The following is a 25010-nucleotide window of genomic DNA, read 5'->3' as shown; positions in this document are numbered from 1 at the left end:
TTTTGGTATATAACCGCAATACCAGATCAAGTTGCAAACCTTAAAAAGGTTTTAAAGGTTTTGAATTATCTTTATCAGCTCTTCAGGTCTGTTTGAAGCTGTAATAGCCACATCTTTTGAGATGACTTTTTTGCGAAGCAGGGTTATGAGCTGATCTGTTTGCGTAGTCATGCTCGTCTCCGCTTGGTTTAACTGCATTTGAGAGTAGATTTGGTGAACTTTGTCTTCTCTGATTAAGTTTTGAATAGCAGGGTTTGTTATTAAAACCTCTTGAGTTGCAATAATACCGCCACCGATTCTAGGCATCAGGGATTGAGAGATAACCGAGATAAGCGAAGATGCAAGCTGTGCTCTTACCTGTGGCTGCTCTCCGGCATCAAAAACATCGATAATACGGTTTATAGTTGCGGGTGCCGAATTTGTATGTAGAGTTCCAAAAACTATATGTCCGGTCTCAGCCGCAGTAAGAGCTGCAGAGATAGTCTCTTTATCTCTCATCTCACCAACTAGAATAACATCGGGATCTTGTCTAAGGGCGAATTTAAGCGCCGTTGCAAAAGATTTTGTGTCAGAACCCACTTCTCTTTGGGAGAAGAGCGACTTTATATTTGTATGGACAAACTCAACCGGATCCTCTATGGTAATTATATGTTTATTTGCAGTAAGGTTTATCTCATGAAGCATTGAAGCAAGCGTAGTAGATTTACCGCTACCTGTTGGTCCTGTTACGAGAATAAGCCCCTTTTCTCTTTTGACAAGCTCTTTAAAAATAGGGTTATTGTTAAACTTTTCAAGTGGCGGAATATCGATAGGAATCATACGAAAGGCACATGCAATACCGCCAATAGTTCTGTAGTAGTTTGCACGAAAACGACCTACATTCTCTAGCTCAAAAGAGAAGTCAAGTTCATTATTCTCTTCAAATATTTTCTTCTGCTTATCTTCAATAAGCGCATAAGCCATCTCTTCAATCTCTTTTGCGCTTAAAACCGGAAGATTGAGTGGCTTTAGTGATTTGTCAATTCTGATTTGCGGCTCACTGCCGGGAACAAGGTGTAAGTCGGAAGAATCAAAGTGTAAAACACTCTTTAGTAGCTTTTTTATATCTATCGGTTTTTTTGCTTCATTGCTCATAATAAATTTCCTTTTATATTATTAAAATTTACCTACTACTCAATTATCTTAGGTACGACAAAATAACCATCATCACTAAGAGGCGCATTTTTCATAATGCTCTCATTTATATCTGTGCTACAGTGTGGAGTATCTTCTCTTAAAAAAGTAGCATCATCGTTCATTGCAAATTTATCATCAACATTATCAGTATTTAACTCGCTTAAATTATCCACAAAAGTCACAATCTCAGAGAGTTGCTCAATAATCTCTTCTCTTTTATCATCTGAAACTTTTAGAAATGATAGTTTTTCTAATCTAGCTAAGAGTTTATCATCTACTTGCATATAACCGTCCTAATTATTATTAAGGGTTTTGTATGCACCCTTTGTAGGATTGTAACAAAAAAAATCTATCTATTTGATGAAACTTTAACAAACTATGCGATATTATTTTAAACTTTCAATAATTATAGATGAAAAAGGAATATTTTTGAGCTTAAAAGATAACATGAAGATGGTAAAAGAGGAGCTAAACTCCGAAGAGAAGTTTTTTGAAAAAGCGGTTATGACTGAAAAGTTTGTAAAAAAATATAAAAATGTAATGATAGCTTCAGTCGCAATTATTATTCTCATTGTCGGTGCAAATATTGCATATGATATGAACCAAGAGAGTAAGATTTCAGCAGCAAACAACGCACTTTTAAAGTTGCAGACAGACCCAGAAGATAGTGCCTCGCTTTTAGAGCTTAAAATGGTTAGTCCAAATCTTCATGATGTTTGGTTGTATTCACAAGCACTTGCAAATGATGATTTGGAGACGATGAAGAGTTTAAAAAACTCAAAAGCATTGATTGTAAGCGACTTAGCAAAGTATGAAACAGCTACAAATCCGGCTTCTCTTGAAGAGTACGCTTCAAAACAGGATGCGATATACAGAGACCTCGCACTAGTTCAAAGTGCGGTGATACTTTTAAACGAGAACAAGATAGATAAAGCAAGAGCCGCGCTCTCAAAAGTATCTAAAGAGTCATCTCTGAATGAACTAGTAGCAGTTCTTATGCACTACGGGGTTAAATAATATTTTGAAAATTTTACAAATAACCCTTATTTCACTTCTGTTTATTGTTTTTACTGCATGTAGCTCTAAAGAAGTTTACAAACCTTCAGATGTAGAGGATGATTGGGAGTACTGTGGAAGTAGTGATGTAACCATTATGGGCACCTCCTCAGAGGCAGCATTGGTAGAGGATAGAAAAGTTATAGTTAAGGGCAAAGTTCTTGATATAACAATTCCTAAAGAGGATAAGCTCTTAGGTTATAGTGACGGATGGATTATGAGTTCCGGAATTGATGGAAACCTAACGCTGCAGTATGCAACAGATGATAAGATGGTAGAGAAATTTGCACTAAAGAGGACTATTGCAACAGCAGGAGTTAAAGATGACCTTCTTGCCGTCCTTTTTGTAAACAATGAGATGGCTCTATACTCTATAGCAGACAAGACCCTTCTTCTAAAAGAGCAGGGTGATGCACCGATAGTAGTTAACTCAAAAATAGTAAAACCATATATCAGAGATGAGTTAGTTATATTCTCTACACTTGATGGAAAAGTTGTTATTATCAACTCAGAGACAAAAAAGAAGTTAAGAACCGTGATAGTTAGCTCTCAAGAACAATTCAACAATATAATATACTTTAATCTTGTAGATAATAAAATCATTGCAGCGACAGGACACAAGATACTCTCGCTAGGACAAAAAGAGATTAGAGCAGATTACGATATCAGAGATATTGTAGCCGATGGAAAAAATATATTTATAGCCACAAAACAGGGTGACATTGTCTCTTTGACGCCAAATCTTGAGCAAAATGCGATAGCAAAATTCCCTTTTGCCCACTTTTTAGGGATGATTGCTCATAATAATAACTTGTATGCTCTTGAAAAAGAGGGGTATATTATAGAGATTTCAAAAGATCTGCAGACTCATAGAGTATATGAGGCGTGTATAGATGAGGGTTATGTCTATATTGACGGAAAAATCTTTTTTGTGGATGACAGATATATCTCGGTAGAGTAAGTAATGTCAAATGAGTTGGAAGCATTTATTGAGTATATAAGTGTTATAAAGGCTCTTAGTAAAAAGAGTGTTGAGGCTTACAGAAGTGACTTGAGAGGTATTGAAGAGCTGCTTGGTAGGCCTCTTGTTAAGATGGACTCCGCTTTGCTATTTAGTGCCTTGGGTATGTATAAAAACAGAAGAACACTAAATAGAAAACTCTCTGCTATAAATGCTTTTTTCGATTTTTGCTATAGTAGCCAATTCTCAACGCAAAAGAGAAAGTTCAAACTCTCTAAAATCCCAAAACTTCTTCCAAAATTTCTTTCATACGCAGAGATACAAAACGGACTAAGCATGATAGACAGAAGCACTTTATTGGGTCTTCGTGATTATGCATTTGTTCTTTTTTTATACGCAACAGGAGCAAGAGTAAGCGAAGCTCTTGCACTTTGTAAAGAAGATATAGAGGGAGAGTGGCTTCACATAAGACACGCAAAGGGAGATAAGGAGCGAATCATCCCTATTGCAAAAGTTGCAGTAGATGCACTAGAGAGTTATCTTAGAGAGAAAAAAAAAGAGGATGAGTTTATCTGGTCAAACTACAAAGGCGGCAGGCTCAGTCGTATTTCGGCATATAAGATAACGCAAAAGTATATTGGGGTATCTCCGCATGTTTTGCGCCACTCCTATGCAACCTCATTGATATCAGGAGGAGCGGATTTGCGTGTTGTTCAAGAGCTGCTTGGACATGCTTCACTATTAACAACGCAGGTTTATACGCATATTCAAAAGCAGGATTTAAAAGAGACGGTAGAGGTGTGTCATCCAATGGCAAGTGAGAGCTTATGAATAGAGTCAAAAACGATATTTTTTCCAGACCTTTTTTAGAATCTCTCTTCTTTACACAAAATAAGTGGCATCAACATGGGGTTTTGTTTCATACTCTTAGAGTAGTTTACTATATTTTAAAAGCAAAAGAGTTTCGTTTTTTTGCCGCGGGAGTTCTACATGACATCGGCAAACCTTTTTGTGCCTACAAAAAAGATGAGGAAGATATAGAGTTTGGCGAATACAGCTTTACAGATCATGAAGAGAGAAGTTACGAGATAATCAAAAATTGGTCGTTTATAAGTGATTATACAAAACAGATTGTGCGTTATCACTACCTAATAAGAGATGCTAAAAAAAGCAAAGAGGAGGAAGATATGCCAAGACATGAGAGTAAAAAGAAGATATTGGATAGTCTGGATATAACTCTAAAAAAAGATTTGGAGAAGTTTCTGTTTTATGATGATTTGGGAAAAGGAAAAAAAAGAAGATGAAAAAGTTTACGCCTATTTTAATTTTGCTTCTATTTGTCGGAGTTGTTACAACTATATTTTTCTCTTTAGCATCCTCTAAAAGGATGATTGTAGTAAAGGATGGAAATCTTAAGCAGCTTCCAATTGAGATGCAAATTGGCATATACCAAGATAGCGATTGCGGAATGGTCATTGATAATTTAAGGGATGCCTCTCAAGTTGTTACGAAGAGCGGCAGAAGTTGGTTTTTTCATGATCACGGCGGATTTGTTAAATGGCTTGAAGATAAAGAGTTTAGAGATAGTGCAAAAATCTGGGTCATGAGCAGAGATACAAATAGGTGGATAGATGCTAAAGAGGCTTTTTACTCACTAACGGATGAGACTCCAATGGGTTACGGCTTTGGCGCTTATGAAAAAAGAGCAGAGGAGTTTATAGATTTTGATACAATGCGTCTTAGAGTTTTAAGAGGCGAGACGTTGCAAAACCCTGCAATTAGAAAACAACTTTTAGGAAAATAGAAAAAGAGAATGGAAACCGTAAATATTTTAAGCATAATTAGCATCGCTTTTTTGGGCTCGTTTGGGCACTGCATAGGGATGTGCGGCGGTATTGTTCTGGCATATTCGACTATCAAGATAGACCCTAAGAGCTCAAAAGTCTCACAATCAACTGCTCATCTTCTCTACTCGCTAGGCAGGGTTTTTACCTACTCTGTTTTGGGCGCAATTTTTGGAGCCCTTGGTGGAGTAGTGACCTTTAGCAACACGGCAAACGGTGTAATGCTAGTCGTAGCAGGAGTAGCTATGGTCTTAGCAGGTCTCTCTTTGATGGGCAAGATAAAGTTTCTAACCCTAATAGAGCACTCCTTCTCTTCATCACCACTTTACAAAAATTTATTTAGAAAAGTATTAAACTCAAAATCAAACTTTAGCTTTTTTACCCTTGGCATGTTAAACGGTCTTTTGCCATGCGGATTTGTCTACTTTTTTGCTATTACAGCAGCAAGTACGGCAAGTCCAATCTACGGTGCTTTAGTTATGGCGATATTTGGACTAAGTACAATTCCTGCTATGTTTTCTCTGGGTTTTTTAGCAACGCTCTCAAGTGCTACAAATTTTAGAAATTTGATGATGAGTCTATCATCTTTTGCAGTTATAGTTTATGGTGTTTATACGATATATAACGGTTACGATTACATGGCAAGAGAAGAAAAAACATTAACAGAGTGCCATAGTCAGTAAATTTTATTTTTACTTGCTATAATAATAAAAAAAAACAAGGTATCTGCTTGAAAAGTTCAATTATTGATAGTATAAAGTCTCTTCCCCCCCTCTCTACTACTATTGTGGAAATAAATAGAATTTATGCCGATGAAAATTCAACGATAAAAGATATGGCAAAAGCGATAGAGAATGACCCAATGATAATTGCAAATATTTTAAAGATTGCAAACTCTCCGCTTTATGGTTTTGGCAGAGAGATAAAAAATGCTGCTCAAGCAGTAAGCCTCTTTGGAATGAACATGACACGTTCAATTGCGATAGGAAATTCAGTTAAAAAGCTTTTAAACGTAGATATGCAGCCTTATAATATTAGCTCAGATGAGTTTGCAAAAATATCTTCACTTCAAGCTGTGTTGATCTATAAGTGGTATAGAAAAATAGATAAGCAAAAGGCTGAAGAGTTATACTTGGCTGCTTTTTTGCAGGAGACGGGAAAGATACTAATAGCGAGTGAGATTATTCAAAATGATGAGGCTATAAGTTTTGCTAGTGAGATAGAGAACTCAAATAACATTGCAATGGTTGAGAGGGATTACTCAAATGCGACATGTGGGGAAGTCACGGCATTAGTTTTCAAGCACTGGGGATTTGATAATAGTTTTATTGAGATGATAAAATATTCAGACAATCCATCGGCTGCTCCCGAGGATGTAAAAGAGTTCTCAACGGCTCTAAATATTGTAAAAACAGTAGTGCCGGTAAATAGACCTTTTTCTGAAATGTCTATAAATTTTGGATTGAAAAAGGCGAGTGATGCAGGGTACGATATCTCTCTATTAGAAGAGTCTATTTCTCAAATAGTGGATAGTTTGCAAGAATGAGCAAAACCGTCACAATAATTGATACATTTGGCTTTTTCTTTCGTAGCTTTTATGCGCTTCCACAATACCTAAAAAATAGCCAAGGTTTTCCTACCGGTCTCTTAACCGGCTTTACAAACTTCATATCTACACTTCAAAAACAGCATGATAGTGATTATCTCATTTTTGCTATTGATTCTAAAGGACCGACTTTTAGAAACGAGATAGATTCAAACTATAAGGCACACAGAGTAGCACCGCCTGAAGATCTTATGATGCAGCTTCCTATTGCTATAGAGTGGATAGATAAGATGGGCTACAAAACTCTTGGGCGAGTAGGCTATGAAGCAGATGATATGATTGCTACTGTTGTGCGTTTTGCTAAAGAGAAGGGTTATAACGTCAGGATAGTATCTCATGATAAGGATCTTTTCCAGCTTATTGACGATGGCAAGGTTGTCTTAGTTGATGCAATAAAGAAAAAAGTTATGGATGAGGATGCATGCATTGAGAAGTATGGTATCTCTCCAAAACAGTTTCAAGATTATCAAGCAATTTTAGGTGATTCTGCCGATAATATTCCCGGTGTAAAGGGAATTGGAAAAGTCGGTGCGCAGAAGCTTTTAGAGCAGTATCAGACTCTTGATAATATATATGCAAATATAGATGAGATAAAACCTCCCGGTATCCAAAAGAAGCTTATTGAGTTTAAGGCAGATGCCTATAGGTCAAAAGAGTTAGTTTCACTCAAAGAAGATGCATTGGAGAGTTTTGACTTTCAAGAGTATAAAATGGATGTGGAGCACCCCTTTTTAAACATCTATGAAGAGCTAGTAAAGTATGAGCAAAACAGTATTTTAAAAAAGCTTCAAGCAAAAAAAATAGTCACCCAAGAAGCCCATGAAGAGGCGGTTGCAAAAGTAGAAGTTGAGAATCCAAAGAGCAAAGAGTTAAGTTTTAAAACAACGCTTATTACAGACCCAAAAGAGCTTTACAGAGTGCTGGAGCTATTAAATAGAGATACGATAGTAGCTTTTGATACAGAGACAACAGGATTAGATTACAGGAATGACTCCTTAGTCGGTTTTAGTTTTAGTTTTGATCAAAGCGAGGGATATTATGTGCCAATTGCGCACTCCTACCTTGGGGTAACGGAGCAGATTAGCCGTGATGATGCCGCAAAGGCTATAAAAAAAATATTTAACTCCCGTGTTATTGGACACAACATAAAGTTTGATCTACACTTTGTTTGCAGATTTTTGCAGCTAAGTAGTCTAGATATTTTTGCAGACTCTATGATACTTGCATGGCTAGCAGATCCTGAAGATGCGCTATCTCTTGATAAACTCTCGGATAAATTTCTAAATCACAAAATGATTCCTTTTAAAGATACTGTAAAAAAAGGCGAAACATTTGCAAGCGTTGAGCTAGAAGATGCATGCGGCTATGCTGCGGAAGATGCCGTTATTACGTTAAAGCTCTATTATAAACTTTTAGAGAGGCTTAAACTTCAAAATGCTGAGCATCTTATTGCAGAGGCAAAAGAGGTTGAATTTATATTTATCGAAACTCTTTTAGCTATGGAGAGAGAGGGAATAGCCCTAGATAGCCGCTTTTTAGAGAAGTTTCTTGTTGAAGTAAAAGAGAGTTTAAGTGATTTGACAAACAAAATCTACTCGTTGGCAAAAAGGGAGTTTAACATAAACTCTACACAACAGCTTGGAGTTATCCTTTTTGAAGAGCTTGGTCTTGCAACCGGAAAGAAAACAAAGACCGGCTACTCCACAAATGAGCAAGTACTTACTTCATTAAAAGATGCGCATGAGATTATTCCGTATCTTTTAGAGTATCGCGAGGTGTATAAGCTTTTCTCGACCTATATAGAGCCGCTCTTAAAGCTCAGTCGCGGGGATAAAGAGGGTCGTATTCATACATCGTTTGTTCAGACAGGAACGGCAACTGGAAGACTTAGTTCAAAAAATCCAAATTTGCAAAATATTCCTACTAGAACTAAGCTCGGTGCTAAAATAAGAGAAGCGTTCATCGCGCCAAAAGGCAAAAAACTTATCGGTATAGACTACTCTCAAATTGAGCTTAGACTGCTTGCCCATTTTACACAGGATAAATTTTTAGTAGAGGCTTTTAAGAGTGACAAAGATATACATCGTCAAACTGCAGTAGCTCTTTTTGGCGAAGATGAGGCAGATGCAAAAAGAGATGTTGCAAAAACTGTAAATTTTGGACTTCTTTACGGAATGGGGCAAAAAAAACTATCCGAGACTCTAGGCATAACGACTAAGGAAGCAAAAGAGATAATAGAGAAGTACTTCAACAGCTTCCCGAGTGTTAGAGCCTATTTCCGTCAAATAGTAGAGGATTCAAAAGAGATTGGGTATGTTGAGACTCTTTTGAGGCGCAGAAGATATTTTGACTACAAAAATGCTTCACCGATGTTTAAAGCGGCGTATGAGAGAGAGTCCGTAAATACTGTTTTTCAGGGCAGTGCAAGTGATCTTATAAAACTTAGTATGAATAAAATTCACAAAGTTATTGAAGATGAGAAGCTAAATGCAAAGATGCTTCTTCAGATTCATGATGAGCTTATATTTGAGGTTAATGAAGATGAGGCTGAAGCTCTAGGCAAGAGATTTAAAGAGATTATGCAAAGCATTATGGAGCTTAATATTCCTCTAAAAGCGAGTATGAATATCGGGGATAACTGGAGCGAGTTAAAGTAGTGCTATATGCTAAAACAGTATAAAGAAGCGATTGAAAAAAGCAATATTATCTCAAAAACGGATGTTAACGGAGTAATAACCTTTGTCAACGATGAGTTTTGTTCAATCAGTGGATATACAAGAGATGAGCTAATAGGTAAAAATCACAATATAGTAAGACATCCCGATGTACCAAAGGAGAAGTTCGCTCTTCTTTGGAGGATCATTAAAGATAAAAGGATATATAAAGACACCGTTAAAAACTTAGCAAAAGACGGCACTGCATTTTACGTTAACACGACAATTATCCCGATTCTTGATGAGAGCCAAAATATAGTAGAGTATATTGCAATTAGATACGATGTAACTAAAGAGATGCTCTTAAGAGAAGAGCTCTTAAAAAAAGAGGCTGAGTATGAGGAGTTAAATAGAAACCTAGAGAAGAGGGTAGAGGAGCAGACAAGAGAGTTAAAAGAGTTAAATCAGACTCTAGAGGAGCGTGTGCAAAAAGAGATAGCAAAAAATGAAGAGAAGCAGCGTGTTATGTTTTGGCAGTCACGACATGCAAGCCTCGGTCAAATGCTCGCTAATATTGCACATCAGTGGAGGCAACCGCTTACTGAGCTCTCTTTGGCGGTATTTAACATCAAAAAAGCACTTCAAAACAGTAATGAAGATGATGCTTCAAAGTTTTATGCAGAGAGTAAACATATTATAAAAAATATGTCTGAGACAATAGATGATTTTACAAACTTTTTTTCTCCCGATAAAGAGAAACACTACTTTAATATCAAAGATAGTATAATGGAGTCTATAGGGCTTTTAGAGAGTATGATAGATGATGAGATGATAGTAGTAAAAAGAGATCTTGAAGATATAGAGGTTCTTGGGATTACCAATGAGCTAACACAAGTAATAATAAATCTGATTAATAACTCTAAAGATGCATTTAAACACAATAGTATTCTCCTTAGAGAGATAACAATAAGCGCTAAAGAGAAGAACGGTTTTGCTCTTATTGAACTGCAGGATAATGCAGGAGGGATAGCAAAAGAGAATTTAGAGAAGATTTTTGAACCTTACTTTACTACAAAACACAAAAGTCGTGGAACGGGTTTGGGGCTCTTTATGTCTAGGATGATTTGTGAACAGGGATTAGGCGGTACGCTTGATGTAAAGAGTAAAAAAAACTCTACGACTTTTAGTATAAAAATTCCATTGGATTAACATGAAAAAAAGAGCATTAAAAGATATTAAAATCTTACTTGTAGAGGATGAAGAGAATCTTGCAAGACTCCTAAAAGATGCTATAGGCGATAATTTTTACAGCTTTAGTGTTGCAATTGACGGAGTTGAGGGCTTGGAGGTTTTTAAAAAAATTAAACCCGATATTGTAATAACAGATATAATGATGCCGCGCCTCTCAGGGCTTGACATGGCTAAGGAGATAAAGCAGATTAGCCCAAAAACTCCCATAATAATACTAAGCGCATTCAGTGAAAAAGAGAAGCTCTTTAGTGCCATTGATATCGGTATAACAAAATATTTTTTAAAACCCTTTGATACAGATGAACTTTTAGAGTATATCAAAAGTATAATTCCTAGACTAAGCAAAAAGTCGATAAAGCTAAGTGATGGGTTTGTTTTTAATAAAGGAACCTGCTCTTTATATAAAAATGAGAGGTATGTCTCTCTCTCAAAGAGCGAGATTAGGTTTTTATCTCTTTTGCTTGAAGAGAAAAATAGAGTTGTTGGCGATATGCAAATAAAAGAGAGCTTGTGGGGTGAAGAGGTTAGTGATGAGAGAGTGCGAACTTTTATTAGAAGATTTAGAGCCAAAACATCAAAAAAATTGGTAAAAAATATAAAAGGAGTTGGTTATCAACTCTCTTTTAACGAAAGTTAGTTCTCTCTATTTTTGGTTTATAGTGTGGGTCTTCTCCCTCTATTGTCCATAGTTTTTTACTGAGGTAGCTAACTGCATCATGAAAATCCTCATTCACATGCTCCCAAAAATCAAGCTCTGAAAACTCTTTTTTAAGTAGCTCTTTTTCATACTCAAAGTTTTGTGCTTTATCTAGTTTAGCAACTGCTATGGTTTTATTTGTTTCAAGGTTTGCCAAAACCCATAAAGATAAGAACTCTTCGCTATAGTTTATTAAAACATTGCTAGCATACTCTTCAAAATCTCTATACCCGCTAAGCTCAAAGAGCTTTATAACTAAAGATACCGTCTCATTTAGATGAACAAACGGTACCATAGAGAAGAGTTGACGCCCTACAGATGCGCCATTTGAGTGAAGAGCACCCAAAAATATTCTAGCTCCCCCTTCGGTATCTCCAAAGTTGTTTGTCTTTAGACCGATTAGACCTATATCGGTATGTCTATGTCTGCCACAACCCTTTGCACAGCCCGAAAATCCAACTTGTATCTGGTGCTCATTTATCTTATCAAGCGGAAGATATGAGGTCTCATCTTTAATGCTCCAAACAGCGTATGGGCAGAGATTACCCGCACATGCAACTACTGTTTGACTTACCGCTTGAGACTTTAGAGGGGAGGATGGCTCTTTAAGACCTGTTAGATAGATATTTTGATCTATTCCAAGTCTTATCTCAAGGCTGTTTTGTGTTGCAAAAGAGGCAATATCTTTAATCTCATCGGTTGTTAATCTTGAGAAGTTAGTCTGATAGCAAAAACCATAACTGCCATCTTTTAGTTTATGGAAATCTGAAAACTCTTTTTTCTCTAGTATGAGTTCGCCCTGAGACTGAAACTCTTTTTTATACTCTTTTTGAATATGCGCTTTTAATCCATCCATCCCGATATCTTCTATCATATGAAATATGCGAGTTTTAGAGCGTGAAAAACGTGAACCATGAAGGTAAAAAGCTTCTAGAAAAGCTTTGAAGAACTCAAAGATCTCCTCCTCTTTTAAAAAGATGTCGGCACTACGAGCAACTTCCGTATTTTTACCGCCCATGTAGACATTAAATCCAAATAAATCATCTTTTTTTGCCAACGCAAAATAGATGTCGTTTGCAAAAAATGAGGTAACGTTTGAGCGATTTCCTGATATTCCTATTGAGATACGGCGAGGAAGCATTCCTACATAGCGAGGATTTTCTATAATGTAGTCATGCATCTGCATAACAATATCATAAACTTCTATCTCACAAAAGATTCCACATCCATCATAAGGGTCTGCGATAATGTTTCTAACATTATCTCCAAAACTCTGCCATGTAGATACGCCAAGTGCATTTATTCGTTTGTGGATGGCTAAAACATCATCTGCTTCTACATCGTGAAGCTGTATGCCTGATCTAGCCGTTAAGATAATGGTTAAATCATACTCATCTACTATATCAGCTATTTTTTGAAAAATTTGTGCACTTATTCTTCCGCCTGGGATACGAATGCGAATAGTAAACTCATCTTCTAAAAAGTTGGTATTGAATATTCCAAAATCTTGAAGATAAAACCTATCTACTTCATTTAGGCTCTCAAAATCAATATCTTCAAAATCTTTATAGTAGTCGATGGGTTTTAATTGAGCTTTATAGCGCTCTCTTTTGTTTAGTTTTTTTTCCATACCTGTATTCTATCTAATAACTAAAATAAATTCTCTTGATATTCATCATTTTAAGTTGTTGTAATTCATATTCTTTTTCTAGCTAGAATATGAATTCTTATATAAAAGGGCAAGAAAATTATGAAAAAACTACTTCTATTATCGTCACTACTAGCATCGGTTATTTATGGACATGAGTGTCAATACACTCTTGATATCGACATTGATATGGAGAGAGGTACAGTTGGGGGAAAAGCTGTTATCTCTACCGACCAGCCGAGAGTAGAACTGCTTGATACAAAGGCAAATATTTCAGAGATTAAGGGCGCACAGCTTAGTGTTGAGAAAAATATACCGACTCTTGTAAAAGAGAGTAAAAACAGAGCAGTTGAAATCTCGTTTACGCATAAGTTTAACTTAATTAATTCAGACGCTATTTTACTCGATAATTGGTATCCAAGAGTAGCGCTTATGTGTAAATATGAAACAGTTATCTCAAATTCCGAAATTTTAGCTATTACAGAAGCTACCAAAATAGAGTCAAAAAACGGCACTACCCGTTTTATCTTTGATCATCAGCTAGATAAGATAAATCTTATAGCATCAAAAAATTATCATAAGAGTCAAATACTTACAAAAGATAAAATGACCTTATCCACATATTTGTACTCTCAAGATTCAAATCTCTCTGATATATATTTTAAAAATGCGCAGGAGTACTTTGCCATTTACAAAGATATGTTTGGCTTTGTGCCTTTTAATAACTTCTCAATTGTCGAGACACAGTTTCCAGCCGGTTACTCTATGCCGACATATACTCTAATTGGCAAGCAGATTATTGATAAAGATTATGTTTTAAATAACTCACTGGGTCATGAGATAGCTCATCAATGGTTTGGAAACTATGTTCAAGCACCACGTAAAGGGAACTGGGTTGAGGGTATGACTACATTCTATGCCGATTACCTATATGCAAAAAAAGAGAATAGAGCAGTTGAATATAGAAAAGATATGTTAATTAAATATAACTCACATGTAGGCCTAAGCAATGAGATAGCGCCGATTGATTTTGAGAGTAAAACTAAAAACAGCAAAAATGCAATCGGCTATGAAAAGTCAGCTTTCTTTTTCTATATGTTAGAGCAAAAAATCGGCGAGAGAGCATTTCTTGATGGAACAAAGATGCTGCTTGAAAATTATGCTTTTAAAGAGGCGACATATGAAAATTTAAGAGAGATATATGAGAAGGCATCAAATCAGAAGCTGGATGTTTTTTTTAAAAATTGGATATATGAGAAGGGGGCACTTGATTTTGTTATTAACAACACAAGTCTGATGTTTGTGGAAAATAGATATATACTAGAGTTTGATATTACAAGCAACAACAAGGCAGATTTTATTCCTGTTTCTATATGCTCAGATAGAGAGTGTCTTACTACAAAAATTGATTTAAGTAAGAAGAGGCAACGTTTTGAGCTTGACGTGGAGCCTGTTAAAATGGTAATAGATGAGGATTATGAACTCTTTAGAAGATTGCACCCGCTTGAGGCTCCACCTGTAATCTCAAAAATAATCGGCTCAAACGTTCTTGTTGTTATAGATAGAGCTGATGAGGAGAAGTTTTCAAAGTTTAAAAAGATATTTAAAAACTTTAAATATGCCGATGAGGTAAAATTTGAAGAGCTTAAAAATAGCAATGTATTTATTTTGGGTGCTAAAAATGAGCTTTTAAATCAAATCTCTATCTCATTTAAAATGCAAGGCGATGCTAAGATTGAGATGTTTAAAAATCCTATAAATGAGCATCATGTTGTTGCTGTTTTTGATATGTATAAGATATCAAAATCTTTTTTTTACAAACTAAAGCACCTTGGAAAATATTCCGAAGTAGTTTTTGAAGATGAGAAGATTATAGATAAGAGAGCCAAAGTATCCCAAAGAGGTGTTGTTTATAATATAAACAGCGATTCATACGCAATAAAAGCAAAGACGCAGAACTTAAATGAAGTAATTGATAATATAGCAAAAAATAGAGTCGTATATATTGGGGAGAAGCATACTGAGTTTTCAAGTCATCTAAATCAACTTAAAATAATTAAAGCCATGTATAAGCATAATCCTCGTCTCTCAATAGGTATGGAGATGTTTCAAAAGCAGTTCCAAAAATATTTAGATGACTACATAGCAGGAAAAATAAGTGAAAAAGAGATGCTACTAAAGACAGAGTATTTTAAGAGATGGAAGTATGATTATGAACTCTATCGTCCGATTATCCTTTTTGCAAAAGAGAAACACTTACCGATTGTAGCGCTAAATATTGACAGAGATATAACAAAAAAAGTTGTAAACGGCGGTTTTGAAGCGCTCTCAAGTGATGAACTTGCTCTGATTCCAAGCTCAATAGATTTTGATAATCAAAAATATAGAGATCAACTAAGAGGCATATTCGGTATGCATCAATCAAAAAGCTTTAAAGATTTCGATGAATTTTATCATGCACAGCTACTTTGGGATGAGTCGATGGCAGAGAATATGGCAAGTTTCTTGCAGAAAAACCCCGAGCACTCTATGGCCGTTTTAGCCGGTAACGGACATATAATGCATGGACATGGAATTCCAAACAGAGCCAAAAGAAGAGGAGTTGAGGATGGAGTGATAGTCCTTAATCTTACGGACCCTGAACCCGGTATAGCTGATTATCTCCTCTATCCATCAGCCGTAACAACCAAAAAAGCAAAAAAATTAGGTATCTATTTTGAGGATGATAGTAACTTGAGTGTCAACAAGCTTGTTGAGGATTCACCGGCACAAAAAGCAGAGATTGAAGCTAAAGATAGTGTCGTAGCAATAAACGGCACTAAAGTAAAAAGTATATATGACATTAAAACAGAGCTTGCCTTTATAGAGGAGAGTCTGATTTTGACACTCTTAAGGGGCTCTGAAAAAATCGACGTGACTGTAAGTTTCTTGGAGTAGGTTTGGGATTATCTAAAGGTAATTTCCAAATCGCTGCAAAGAAGAGATCTATCTAGCTTTTTGCTTGGAGCTTTTATATCACCAATATTGACTCCGGTATCTAAAAACTCCTGTATGTAGTATCTGTTTTTATAACCGCGGCTCTTTAAATCAACAATAATCTCATTTATATCATCAACGCTAAGTAGATCAGAGTGAAGTGTAGTTCTGACTTCAAACTCAATTGTGCCGCCGATTAAAAAATCTAGAGTTTTTGAGAACTCATCAAATTTGTTTGAGTGTGTAATTTGAGTAAATTTTGCCTTAGGAGCTTTATAATCAAGTGCGATATAGTCTAGAAGGTTTAACTCAAGTAGCTCTTTTACATGCAGAAAGTTTGTACCGTTAGTATCTAGTTTAATCTTAAATCCAAGCTCTTTTATCTTGCGGCAAAACAGAACTAAATCATAAGAGGTGGCTTCGCCGCCGGATAAAACAACTGCTTCAAGTAGGTTTACTCTAGTTTTTAAAAAATCGAGGATATCGTCGTAACTGTACTTGCCATTTTTGGCAAAAACTATATCTTTGTTGTAGCAGTAGTTGCAGCGCATATTGCACCCACTAAACCACACTATACAAGATAGGTGGTTGGGATAATCCAAGTGGGTGAATGATGTTAAATCATATATTACATTAGCACTCAGTGAATTGTTTTCTCTGTTTGTGCTCACCAGTTTTCCCTACATTAAAACTCTCAACAGGTCTGTGATAACCCATAACTCTTGTGTAAACGATACACTTTTGTCTTCTATCTTTTAACATAGTTAAAGCTTCATTTTTGCTCATTGTTTTTACCTCCTTTACTAAGATGCGATTGTGACTTCGCCCAAAAGCTCTTCGTCACATTTTGGACAAAACTCATGTTCGCCCGCTATATATCCATGTTTTGGACAAACTGAAAATAGCGGTGTTACCGTTATATATGGAAGTCTAAAGTTTGTTATTACGTTTTTAACAAGTTTTCTACAAGCTTCTGTAGAGCTTATCTTCTCTTGCATATAGAGGTGAAGAACAGTTCCACCGGTATATTTGCACTGAAGGTCATCTTGAAGTGTCAATGCTTCAAACGGGTCATTTGTTAAATCAACAGGAATTTGAGATGAGTTTGTATAGTAGATATTTTCACCCATTCCAGCCTGAAGGATTGAATCCCCATAACGCTTCTTATCCTCTTTTGCAAATCTATAAGTAGTACCTTCTGCAGGTGTAGCTTCTAGATTGTAAAGATTTCCTGTTGCTTCTTGAAACTCTACCATTCTATCTCTCATGTAGTTTAGAATCTCAATAGCAAACTCTATACCTCTCTCATCACTAACATCATAACCATCACTTGTGAAATTTCTAATCATCTCATTGATACCGTTAACACCGATAGTTGAGAAGTGGTTTTTAAATCCTGGAAGGTATCTCTTCGTGTATGGGAAGAGTCCTCTATCATACATCTCTTGTATAAAGACGCGTTTTTTCTCGAGTGTTGATTTTGCATGCTCCATAAGTTCATCAAGACGCTTGTAAAGAGCCGTTTTATCGCCTTTGTGAAGAAAGCCTAAGCGAGCCATATTAATTGTTACAACACCAATAGAGCCTGTCATCTCTGCAGAACCGAAGAGTCCACCGCCACGTTTTAGAAGTTCACGCAGATCCAGCTGCAAGCGACAACACATAGAACGTACATGTCCAGGTTTATATGCCTCAGGATTTTCTACCAAGTTTCCATTTTCGTCTCTTTTGAACTGTGAACCGATAAAGTTTTGAAAATATGAAGAGCCTACTTTTGCAGTATTTTCAAATAAAATGTCGGTATTTTCACCGTACCAGTCAAAATCTTCTGTAATATTTACAGTCGGGATTGGAAACGTAAATGGCTGACCTGTTAAATCACCTTCTGTCATAATCTCATAATACGCTTTGTTTATCTGGTTCATCTCCGGTTGGAAATGCTTATATGTCATATCTTTAAGAGAGTTTGCTCCTCTTTGTTTTGCCTCTTCTTCAAGTTCGCTATCTAAAACATTTTTAAAAAGATGAAGCTGCATTGATGTTGGAGTTTGATCTTTTAAATCATCTGGTACAGTCCAATCAATAGTAATGTTCGTAAACGGAGATTGCCCCCAGCGTGCCGGTACATTAAGGTTGTAAACAAAACTTCTGATTGCTTTTTTAATCTCATTGTACGGTAGCTTATCTTTAAATACATATGGTGCTAAATATGTGTCAAATGAACTAAACGCTTGAGCGCCTGCCCACTCAGATTGGAGGATGCCTAAGAAGTTTGCCATCTGCCCCAAAGCTTCACGAAAATGTCTAGGCGCGCTACTCTCAACTCTACCTCTAACCCCGTTAAAACCTTCATCTAATAAGACACGAAGAGACCATCCCGCGCAGTAGCCGGTCAAGCAGTCTAGGTCATGGATATGATAATCACCGTTACGGTGTGCATAACCTTCCTCTTTTGAGTAGATTTTATCCAACCAGTAATTTGCTATTACCTTGCCTGCTGTGTTGTTTACAAGTCCTGCATTGGAGTAGCCTGTATTTGAGTTGGCTTTAATGCGCCAGTCAGTTCCTAAGATATACTCTTCGACAGTTTGAGTAGAGTTTATATAGGTAGTATCTTCATCAAGCACATGCTCTCTTTGCATTTTATGCGTATGGCGATAGACCATAAATGAGCGCATTACATCAAAGTATCTAAGGGTATATAGCTCTTTTTCTATCAAATCCTGAATATCTTCTACCGCAACAACTCTTTTGCTTTTTAGCTTATCAAGAACATTGAAGAATACTGCACTATCATAAGTTACATTTTGAGATTTAAAAGCTTTTTTAATAGCGTCTTCGATTTTAAAAGACAAAAACTCTTTATACGTGCCATCTCTCTTTAAAATATTTTCAACCATGACAGCTCCTATTCTTTAAAATTATAAGACGCAGTTTATAAGATAAGAAGTTAAAAACTAATAATAAAAAGTGTCACACTAGCGTCACTAAAAGCTCTATTAATTGCTATAAGGTATAATCTACGCAGTAGTAAGTTTTTTTAAAAAAATTCATCTTAATAAATGGGTGCGTAAAATGCAAAAATACCTAATAACATCTAAAGAGTTATACACGGATATTCCAGAAATCTTTTGCTCAAGATTGGATTTGCAGATTAAAAAACATAACCCTTCATATGCGCTTTATAGGGATAAATCAAATCCTAACTATAGCAACCTAGCAGCACTTTTTGCAAAGCTTTGTGCTGAAAATGTGGGAGTTAAGAGCTTTTTACATCAAGATGTGGAGTTGGCAAAAAAGCTTGCTGTAACAGGAGTGCACCTAGCATCAACACAGTTTGCAAAGATAGAAGATGCAAAGAGTTTGGGATTAGAAGTCATAATAAGCACGCATACTAAGGGGGAAGTTTTGTTAGCTCAAAAATTAGGTGCAGATGCGGTTACATACAGCCCAATATTTGCTTCACCAAACAAGGGCAAACCTAAAGGCATTAATGATTTAAAAGAGCTGCTTGAGATATGCAAGATAGATGTTTTTGCACTTGGCGGGATTGTGACAAAAGAGCACTTAGAGAAAATTGCACAGACAAAAGTTTATGGATTTGCTTCTATTAGGTATTTTTATTAAATTTTGCAGCTAAGAATCCGCTGGAGAAACTCCACTGTAGGTTATAGCCTCCGCATGGTCCGTCAAGATTCATAACTTCGCCGCAAAAATAGAGACCCTTTAAGAGTCTGCTTTGCATTGTTTTTGGATCAATCTCTTTTAACTCCACTCCACCGCGTGTTATCATAGCCATCTTAAAGCCGTCATGCCCTGTAACAGTTAGCGGTGTCCAAGCCAAAAGCTCTATAAGTTTTGCCCTCTGTGCTCCAGAGACTTTACCGTATGTCAGCTCTTTGTCAATACCGGCTAAAATAGAGATTTCTGCGGATAAAGGGGCGGGAAGAATAGTATTTATAAGCTCAAAAATAGTTGCATGCGGCTTTTTTAAAACCTCATCCCTTAGATGCTTTGTTATCTGCTCTTCGTTCATCCCTTTTGCAAGGTTTAGCAAAATTGGCACTTCGCCATACTTATCCAACAAAGGAGTCAGCTCCCTTGCAATGTCTAGAACTACAGGACCTCTTATGCCGTTTTTTGTAAATATTAAATCTCCAGTAGCTTTAATCTTAGAGTGCTTTTTCATATCGACTCTAACTTCTACTTTGGGGATGGTATCGGCACGGCAATTCTCAACCCATCTCTCTTTTACATGAAGGGGCATCATGGCAGGGTGTAGCTTTGTTACTTTGTGCCCTAGCTCTATAGCCATATTGTGCCCGTCTCCCTCGGCTCCAAGGGTTGGGTAGCCCAGACCGCCTGTTGCGACTATGACACTATTTGAGTAGAAAATATTATCAGCAGTTTTGACTCCGATTATCTGCGTATTTTTATGGAGAAGTTTTTCAACCTTTTGAGATGTTAAAATCTCTACCCCGACTCTTTGCATCTCCTCTAAAAGTGCTGATATAATCGTTTGAGAACTGTGCGAAGTCGGAAATACTCTAAAGCCATCAGGCGCATGGGTCTCAACCCCAATCTCTTTAAAAAATCTCATAAGAGCATTATGATCAAACTCTTTAAGGGCATCTTGCATAAATCTGCCGTTACGTCCAAATTTGTTCATAAACTCCTCGTTTGTCAGAGTGTTTGTCAGGTTGCAACGTCCGCCGCCTGTAGCCTTTAGTTTTGAGCCAATTTGCGAAAGTTTTTCTAAGAGTAGTACACTCTTTTTCTCTCTTGCCGCCGTTATTGCAGCCATCATTCCCGCAGCACCACCGCCGACAATAATAAGGTCAAACTCTTTTTTAAAATCCATGCGATATTTTAGTATAATTCCTATTATTTTATAGGTTGAGAATGCAAACACTTTATGGTGATAGAGAGAGATGTTACAGTTGTTACAGACCCAAAAGTTCATGTATGTGTAAGCATGTTCATGAGGTAGAGACAAGGACAAAGTTTGTGATACTTATGCATCCAAAAGAGTTTAAAAAAGTAAAAAACGGCACAGGTCATCTGACGCATCTCTCTCTTAAGAACTCAAAACTTTTTGTAGGCATTGATTTTACAAATCATAACGAGATTAACAGCATCATCAAAACATCTCAAAGCTATATACTTTACCCCTCAAAAGATGCAATAAATATAAGCAAAGAAAACTTGCAAAATGGCTCTTTGGATGTAAAAAAAGATATAGCTATTTTTATTATAGACTCAACTTGGGCATGTTCGCTTAAGATGTTAAAAGAGAGTAAAAATCTCCACACACTAAAACATATAAGTTTTGATAACAAAAAGCTCTCAGAGTTTAAGATTAAAGAGCAACCTCGGGAGTATTGTCTCTCAACAATAGAGTCAACTTTGAGCGTGCTAGAGCTATTACATAGAGACAAAATTGAAAATTTAAGCAAAAATGATTTTGAGAGATTTCTAAACCCATTTTATAAAATGGTAGAGTATCAGATGGAGTGTATCGATAATTCTCTTAGTAATGCAGTAAGATTTAAAGCTAGAAGTGGCGTATAGCAGGTTTGAGCACTATAGAAGATAAAATGCTCAAATATTTTCTATAAAAGTTCTGCTCTTAACTCTTGCGCCGATTTAATAGATAAAAGTCCCGGAGCAACATCAAATGCTGTTTTTGCTCCAAAATCACATTTTTTATAGAGTCTATATGTTGCTCTTGCATAAGCGACCATTACACTTGCCGTAAACTCAGGGTTGCTCTCTAGTGCTAGAGAATACTCTACTACTTGACTATTTTGCTTGCTTGAGCTTCCGCTTCTTATTACAAATCCACCATGAGGCATTTTATTGTGGTTTTTTAGTAACTCCTCTTGGCTTATAAAATGTACTGTAGTGTCATAAGGCTCAAAGTAGTTTGGCATGTTTTTGATTTCGGACTCAACTGCTGCGGCATCTGCACCATCTTCTAAGACAACATAGCACTCTCTGGTATGTTTCTCTTTTGTTGAGAGAGTAGGGCGCACACCGCTTCGTACTTTTTCTATGGCTTGTGCTGAGGGCAGAGTGTATTGAACTCCATCTTTAACTCCGTTTACTCTTCTAATGGCATCAGAGTGTCCTTGACTAAGACCTTTGCCCCAAAACGTGTAAGTTTCTCCTTCTGGTAAAATTGCTTCTCCATAAAGTCTGTTTACGGAAAACATCCCCGGATCCCATCCTATAGCTATCATAGCCACTTTGTTGTTTTCACATGAAGGTTTATCTACGCTCGAAAAGTACTCAGGAATCTTAGCATGTGTATCATAGCTATCTACGATATTGAAGTATTTTGCAAACTCTGGAGCTTGAATAGGTAAATCATCTTTAGAGCCACCACAAAGTACTAAAACATCAATACTATTTTTAAACTCTAAAATAGCATCAACATGGAAAACTTCAGTCTCTGAAAATAGCGTTTTTACGCTTTTTGGATCACGTCTGGAAAAAACTCCAACCAACTCCATATCCGGATTTTTTGAGATAGATAACTCTACTCCCCTTCCAAGGTTTCCATAGCCGGCAATTGCAATTTTTATTCTGTTTTGCATATAAGTTCTCCAGTATTAAAATATAGTTTTTATGACAGTTTTGTCAAAAAATAGGGTGTATTTTACACTTTAGTATGTTTTATAGCACTTAAAACAAAAATAGCTGTTAAGAGTATAGTAAAAATTTAAATTTTATGTTACTAAAAACAGAGAGAAACTATCTGTTAAACATAATAGAGCCAAGTCTGACCATGTTAGAGCCACACTCGATAGCCAGCTCAAAATCCCCGCTCATGCCCATGGAGCATATCGTTGCATCCTCTAGCTTTTTATAGATGCTATAAGTTGTCTCAAAACTCTTTTTAATTACCGCTTTATCTTCAGTGTGCGCGCCGATGCTCATAACACCGCGAAGGTGAATGTTTGGGCACTCTTTTTTTATTTGGTTATAGATAGCAACAGCATCTTCGGGCATCACGCCATGCTTGGACTCCTCTTTTGCAGAGTTTATCTGAAGAAGTGCTTCAAGTGTCATATCTCTAGCTTCAAGTTTTTTTTGCAGCTCATGTGCGAGTTCCAACGAGTCAAGCCCATGAAAAAGAGCAGGGTTGATATCTAACAGATTATTTATTTTGTTCTTCTGCAGATTTCCTACAAAGTGCCACTCAAGCGGAAGCTCATCAAGCTCCTTGCTTTTTGCGCGTAAATCTTGAACCTTGTTCTCCCCAAAAGCACGCTGCCCTATACGGTAGAGCTTTGCTATCTCATCTGAGCTTGAGTATTTACTAATTGCAACGATTTTAACGATATGCTTTTCATTAAAGCGCACTCTTGCAAACTCAACTCTTCTTATTATGTCGTCTATATATATTTTGTACTCTTCGTCATTCATCTCATTTTTCATTCTCTACCCCACAAGTCTATTAATATCGTTATACAGTCCAAGCCCCATAAGTGAAAAAAGTATCACCCAACCGGCAATGGTTAATTTTACCATAATCTCCTCATTTACTTCTCGTCTAAAGAGGAGTTCATAGAGATTAAACATGATATGTCCGCCATCGAGTGCCGGAATTGGAAGCAGGTTTAAAACCCCTAAGTTTACGGAGATTAGAGCTGCAAAAAAGAGCACGCTCATCCAGCCTGCATCTGTCGCGTCGGATGTTAGTTTTACTATGGTGATTATTCCGCCTAGCTCCTTGGCGGGAACCTCTCCTACTATGAGTTTTTTAAGTCCGGTAAATATCAATGTAGAGGCAAAGGCGGTCTGCTCGGTTGCATAAGAGAGTGTTTCGCTAGCACTAAGTTCAAGCTTATGTGAAACTCCCGCACTTCCTATGCCAATCATCTTTTTCTCAATAACCTCATTAAACATATTTGTAGTCTGCGTTATTTTTGGGCTTAGAGTTATAAAATGGATATATCCGGCTCTCTCTACTTCTAAACTTAGTAAGCCTTCAGATGTCTCAATAACTTTTGCCATCTCTTTCCATGTGGTAATTGGAGTGCCGTTTATAGAGCGAATCTTATCGTTCGTCTCAAGCCCCGCAACAAATGCCGGAGAATCTTTTACGACTTCCCCTATTACAGGGGAGAGGATGTTCGGTCCGCCAAGAGCAATAACAAAGTAAAGAACAAATGCCAAAGCAAAGTTTGCAAGCGGACCGGCAAGTAGGATGAAAATCTTTTGAGAGGGTGTTTTTACATTATAGCTATCTTCATCATAGCTCTTCTTTGTAGGGTCAGAGTCGTCTTGACCCTTCATTCTTACATAGCCGCCAAGCGGTATAATTGCAATTTTCCACTCAGTTCCCCATCTCTTAAAGGAGGCAACCCTTCGACCAAAACCTATGCTAAAAACCTCTACGTAAACTCCCATAGCACGCGCTGCAAAGTAGTGACCGAGTTCATGAAAAAATATAAGTGCGGAGATTACTATTAAAGATACTAAAAAACTCATTATTTTTTAACTCCCAAAAGTGCGGCTCTAAATCCCCAGAGATACTCAAAGCCTGAGTAGAGTGTTAATGCTACGGCAAGCCAAAGAAGTTCACTTCCAAGAGGCCAGTGCATAAGTAAAAATCCGATGGCAATCATCTGAACCACAGTCTTTACTTTTCCAGACCATGAAGCTTTTACACTTAACCCTTCACTTACGGCTACCGTACGGATGCCTGTTATAAAGAGTTCACGGATTATTATGATATATATTGCCCATGCACTCGCTTCGCCAATCATCATAAGTCCTAAAAATGCGGCAATTATAAGCATTTTATCAGCTAGCGGGTCTATAATCGCGCCAAGGATTGTCATCTGATTCCACTCTCTTGCAATATAGCCGTCAAAAAAGTCAGTCACGCTTGCTAATACAAACAGAAGTGAAGCAAAGTAGTAGTTCCATGTAACGTGATAACCCATATCTGTAAAGTAATCGGGATTTAGTATTACCCAAAACATAATAGGAGCTAAAACAATACGTGAAGATGCCAAAATATTAGGTAGATTTAACAAAAACAGCCTTATTAATTAATTCTGTATTTTAACTTTTTGGCTCTTAATTTAGGCTTGACATTATCTTAATCTCTAAGGTATCATTAACCTA

At 36.7% G+C, this 25010-nt stretch carries 24 protein-coding genes; 13 read left to right on the top strand and 11 right to left on the bottom strand.

The genetic code is table 11. The features are described 5' to 3' along the window. Positions 1–51: 51 nt before the first annotated feature. A complete protein-coding gene (locus M0Q20_RS03060) occupies positions 52–1134 on the bottom strand; it encodes a type IV pilus twitching motility protein PilT (RefSeq protein WP_295058689.1) in 1083 nt (360 codons plus the stop codon). A 35-nt stretch (positions 1135–1169) separates the two neighbouring features. Beyond that, positions 1170–1460: an Asp-tRNA(Asn)/Glu-tRNA(Gln) amidotransferase subunit GatC gene (gatC, locus tag M0Q20_RS03055; RefSeq protein WP_295058688.1), complete on the bottom strand. Its 291-nt coding sequence runs from the start codon at positions 1458–1460 to the stop codon at positions 1170–1172. 145 nt (positions 1461–1605) lie between these two features. Between gatC and M0Q20_RS03050 the strand changes: the two genes are divergently transcribed. Genes M0Q20_RS03050 through M0Q20_RS03005 form a run of 10 tightly spaced genes read left to right on the top strand, consistent with a single transcriptional unit; the run spans position 1606 to position 11185 of the window. Next, positions 1606–2193 (top strand): hypothetical protein, encoded by a 588-nt coding sequence (locus M0Q20_RS03050; RefSeq protein WP_295058687.1) that lies wholly within the window; start codon positions 1606–1608, stop codon positions 2191–2193. 4 nt (positions 2194–2197) lie between these two features. After that, positions 2198–3193: a hypothetical protein gene (locus tag M0Q20_RS03045; protein ID WP_295058686.1), complete on the top strand. Its 996-nt coding sequence runs from the start codon at positions 2198–2200 to the stop codon at positions 3191–3193. A gap of 3 nt (positions 3194–3196) precedes the next feature. Then, positions 3197–4024: a tyrosine-type recombinase/integrase gene (locus tag M0Q20_RS03040; RefSeq protein WP_295058685.1), complete on the top strand. Its 828-nt coding sequence runs from the start codon at positions 3197–3199 to the stop codon at positions 4022–4024. Continuing rightward, a complete protein-coding gene (locus M0Q20_RS03035; protein ID WP_295058684.1) occupies positions 4021–4497 on the top strand; it encodes an HD domain-containing protein in 477 nt (158 codons plus the stop codon). Before M0Q20_RS03040 ends, M0Q20_RS03035 begins: the two co-directional genes overlap by 4 nt. Continuing rightward, positions 4494–4997 carry a hypothetical protein gene (locus M0Q20_RS03030; RefSeq protein ID WP_295058683.1) on the top strand — a complete coding sequence of 168 codons (504 nt, stop codon included), beginning with the start codon at positions 4494–4496 and terminating at the stop codon, positions 4995–4997. The genes M0Q20_RS03035 and M0Q20_RS03030 overlap by 4 nt, the downstream gene beginning before the upstream one ends. A gap of 9 nt (positions 4998–5006) precedes the next feature. Further along, on the top strand, positions 5007–5720 hold the full coding sequence (locus M0Q20_RS03025; protein WP_295058682.1) for a sulfite exporter TauE/SafE family protein: 714 nt from the start codon (positions 5007–5009) through the stop codon (positions 5718–5720). 47 nt (positions 5721–5767) lie between these two features. Beyond that, positions 5768–6583 carry an HDOD domain-containing protein gene (locus M0Q20_RS03020; protein ID WP_295058681.1) on the top strand — a complete coding sequence of 272 codons (816 nt, stop codon included), beginning with the start codon at positions 5768–5770 and terminating at the stop codon, positions 6581–6583. Beyond that, entirely contained in the window at positions 6580–9300 is a 2721-nt protein-coding gene (gene polA, locus M0Q20_RS03015) for a DNA polymerase I (protein ID WP_295058680.1), read from the top strand. The genes M0Q20_RS03020 and polA overlap by 4 nt, the downstream gene beginning before the upstream one ends. Positions 9301–9306: 6 nt before the next feature. Continuing rightward, entirely contained in the window at positions 9307–10506 is a 1200-nt protein-coding gene (locus tag M0Q20_RS03010) for a PAS domain S-box protein (protein WP_295058679.1), read from the top strand. A gap of 1 nt (position 10507) precedes the next feature. Further along, on the top strand, positions 10508–11185 hold the full coding sequence (locus tag M0Q20_RS03005) for a response regulator transcription factor (protein WP_295058678.1): 678 nt from the start codon (positions 10508–10510) through the stop codon (positions 11183–11185). On the opposite strand, the gene M0Q20_RS03000 is transcribed toward M0Q20_RS03005, so the two are convergent. Then, a complete protein-coding gene (locus M0Q20_RS03000; protein ID WP_295058677.1) occupies positions 11172–12875 on the bottom strand; it encodes a nitrite/sulfite reductase in 1704 nt (567 codons plus the stop codon). The genes M0Q20_RS03005 and M0Q20_RS03000 overlap by 14 nt on opposite strands. A 120-nt stretch (positions 12876–12995) precedes the next feature. Between M0Q20_RS03000 and M0Q20_RS02995 the strand changes: the two genes are divergently transcribed. After that, entirely contained in the window at positions 12996–15830 is a 2835-nt protein-coding gene (locus M0Q20_RS02995; protein WP_295058676.1) for a ChaN family lipoprotein, read from the top strand. Between the two features lie 8 nt (positions 15831–15838). Here M0Q20_RS02995 and M0Q20_RS02990 read toward each other — a convergent pair whose 3' ends face one another. The 3 genes from M0Q20_RS02990 to M0Q20_RS02980 are packed head-to-tail and all read right to left on the bottom strand — an operon-like array spanning position 15839 to position 18769. Further along, positions 15839–16540 (bottom strand): anaerobic ribonucleoside-triphosphate reductase activating protein, encoded by a 702-nt coding sequence (locus tag M0Q20_RS02990; RefSeq protein ID WP_295058675.1) that lies wholly within the window; start codon positions 16538–16540, stop codon positions 15839–15841. Beyond that, positions 16503–16655: an anaerobic ribonucleoside-triphosphate reductase gene (nrdD, locus tag M0Q20_RS02985; protein ID WP_295058674.1), complete on the bottom strand. Its 153-nt coding sequence runs from the start codon at positions 16653–16655 to the stop codon at positions 16503–16505. The genes M0Q20_RS02990 and nrdD overlap by 38 nt, the downstream gene beginning before the upstream one ends. A 17-nt stretch (positions 16656–16672) precedes the next feature. Continuing rightward, positions 16673–18769, bottom strand: a complete 2097-nt coding sequence (locus M0Q20_RS02980) for a ribonucleoside triphosphate reductase (RefSeq protein WP_295058673.1) — start codon at positions 18767–18769, stop codon at positions 16673–16675. A 175-nt stretch (positions 18770–18944) separates the two neighbouring features. On the opposite strand from M0Q20_RS02980, the gene M0Q20_RS02975 reads away from it, so the two are divergent. Then, positions 18945–19496, top strand: a complete 552-nt coding sequence (locus M0Q20_RS02975; RefSeq protein ID WP_295058672.1) for a thiamine phosphate synthase — start codon at positions 18945–18947, stop codon at positions 19494–19496. Here the strand turns inward: M0Q20_RS02975 and M0Q20_RS02970 are convergent. Next, on the bottom strand, positions 19480–20730 hold the full coding sequence (locus tag M0Q20_RS02970; RefSeq protein WP_295058671.1) for an NAD(P)/FAD-dependent oxidoreductase: 1251 nt from the start codon (positions 20728–20730) through the stop codon (positions 19480–19482). The genes M0Q20_RS02975 and M0Q20_RS02970 overlap by 17 nt on opposite strands. Before the next feature lie 41 nt (positions 20731–20771). On the opposite strand from M0Q20_RS02970, the gene M0Q20_RS02965 reads away from it, so the two are divergent. Then, entirely contained in the window at positions 20772–21440 is a 669-nt protein-coding gene (locus tag M0Q20_RS02965) for a tRNA-uridine aminocarboxypropyltransferase (protein WP_295058670.1), read from the top strand. A gap of 41 nt (positions 21441–21481) precedes the next feature. Here M0Q20_RS02965 and M0Q20_RS02960 read toward each other — a convergent pair whose 3' ends face one another. From M0Q20_RS02960 to pgsA, 4 genes are all read right to left on the bottom strand, one after another. After that, positions 21482–22468, bottom strand: a complete 987-nt coding sequence (locus M0Q20_RS02960) for a diaminopimelate dehydrogenase (protein WP_295058669.1) — start codon at positions 22466–22468, stop codon at positions 21482–21484. Between the two features lie 157 nt (positions 22469–22625). Beyond that, the gene (locus M0Q20_RS02955) at positions 22626–23300 is read right to left on the bottom strand and encodes a YggS family pyridoxal phosphate-dependent enzyme (protein WP_295058703.1); all 675 of its coding nucleotides are present in this window, start codon (positions 23298–23300) and stop codon (positions 22626–22628) included. Between the two features lie 15 nt (positions 23301–23315). Further along, positions 23316–24368 (bottom strand): RIP metalloprotease RseP, encoded by a 1053-nt coding sequence (gene rseP, locus M0Q20_RS02950; protein WP_295058668.1) that lies wholly within the window; start codon positions 24366–24368, stop codon positions 23316–23318. Further along, entirely contained in the window at positions 24368–24919 is a 552-nt protein-coding gene (gene pgsA, locus M0Q20_RS02945) for a CDP-diacylglycerol--glycerol-3-phosphate 3-phosphatidyltransferase (RefSeq protein ID WP_295058667.1), read from the bottom strand. Before pgsA ends, rseP begins: the two co-directional genes overlap by 1 nt. Positions 24920–25010 lie beyond the last annotated feature (91 nt).

The organism is Sulfurimonas sp., from assembly GCF_023229025.1.
GTDB lineage: Bacteria > Campylobacterota > Campylobacteria > Campylobacterales > Sulfurimonadaceae > Sulfurimonas.
This window is presented reverse-complemented; position numbering and strand designations above follow the sequence as displayed.

What these genes read in the sequence shown, in the direction of transcription:
- M0Q20_RS03060 (WP_295058689.1), bottom strand. Translation starts at nt 1,134, where the DNA reads ATGAGCAATGAAGCAAAAAAACCGATAGATATAAAAAAGCTACTAAAG.
- gatC (WP_295058688.1), bottom strand. Translation starts at nt 1,460, where the DNA reads ATGCAAGTAGATGATAAACTCTTAGCTAGATTAGAAAAACTATCATTT.
- M0Q20_RS03040 (WP_295058685.1), top strand. Translation starts at nt 3,197, where the DNA reads ATGTCAAATGAGTTGGAAGCATTTATTGAGTATATAAGTGTTATAAAG.
- M0Q20_RS03035 (WP_295058684.1), top strand. Translation starts at nt 4,021, where the DNA reads ATGAATAGAGTCAAAAACGATATTTTTTCCAGACCTTTTTTAGAATCT.
- M0Q20_RS03030 (WP_295058683.1), top strand. Translation starts at nt 4,494, where the DNA reads ATGAAAAAGTTTACGCCTATTTTAATTTTGCTTCTATTTGTCGGAGTT.
- M0Q20_RS03025 (WP_295058682.1), top strand. Translation starts at nt 5,007, where the DNA reads ATGGAAACCGTAAATATTTTAAGCATAATTAGCATCGCTTTTTTGGGC.
- polA (WP_295058680.1), top strand. Translation starts at nt 6,580, where the DNA reads ATGAGCAAAACCGTCACAATAATTGATACATTTGGCTTTTTCTTTCGT.
- M0Q20_RS03010 (WP_295058679.1), top strand. Translation starts at nt 9,307, where the DNA reads ATGCTAAAACAGTATAAAGAAGCGATTGAAAAAAGCAATATTATCTCA.
- M0Q20_RS03005 (WP_295058678.1), top strand. Translation starts at nt 10,508, where the DNA reads ATGAAAAAAAGAGCATTAAAAGATATTAAAATCTTACTTGTAGAGGAT.
- M0Q20_RS03000 (WP_295058677.1), bottom strand. Translation starts at nt 12,875, where the DNA reads ATGGAAAAAAAACTAAACAAAAGAGAGCGCTATAAAGCTCAATTAAAA.
- M0Q20_RS02995 (WP_295058676.1), top strand. Translation starts at nt 12,996, where the DNA reads ATGAAAAAACTACTTCTATTATCGTCACTACTAGCATCGGTTATTTAT.
- nrdD (WP_295058674.1), bottom strand. Translation starts at nt 16,655, where the DNA reads ATGAGCAAAAATGAAGCTTTAACTATGTTAAAAGATAGAAGACAAAAG.
- M0Q20_RS02980 (WP_295058673.1), bottom strand. Translation starts at nt 18,769, where the DNA reads ATGGTTGAAAATATTTTAAAGAGAGATGGCACGTATAAAGAGTTTTTG.
- M0Q20_RS02975 (WP_295058672.1), top strand. Translation starts at nt 18,945, where the DNA reads ATGCAAAAATACCTAATAACATCTAAAGAGTTATACACGGATATTCCA.
- M0Q20_RS02970 (WP_295058671.1), bottom strand. Translation starts at nt 20,730, where the DNA reads ATGGATTTTAAAAAAGAGTTTGACCTTATTATTGTCGGCGGTGGTGCT.
- M0Q20_RS02965 (WP_295058670.1), top strand. Translation starts at nt 20,772, where the DNA reads ATGCAAACACTTTATGGTGATAGAGAGAGATGTTACAGTTGTTACAGA.
- M0Q20_RS02960 (WP_295058669.1), bottom strand. Translation starts at nt 22,468, where the DNA reads ATGCAAAACAGAATAAAAATTGCAATTGCCGGCTATGGAAACCTTGGA.
- M0Q20_RS02955 (WP_295058703.1), bottom strand. Translation starts at nt 23,300, where the DNA reads ATGAATGACGAAGAGTACAAAATATATATAGACGACATAATAAGAAGA.
- rseP (WP_295058668.1), bottom strand. Translation starts at nt 24,368, where the DNA reads ATGAGTTTTTTAGTATCTTTAATAGTAATCTCCGCACTTATATTTTTT.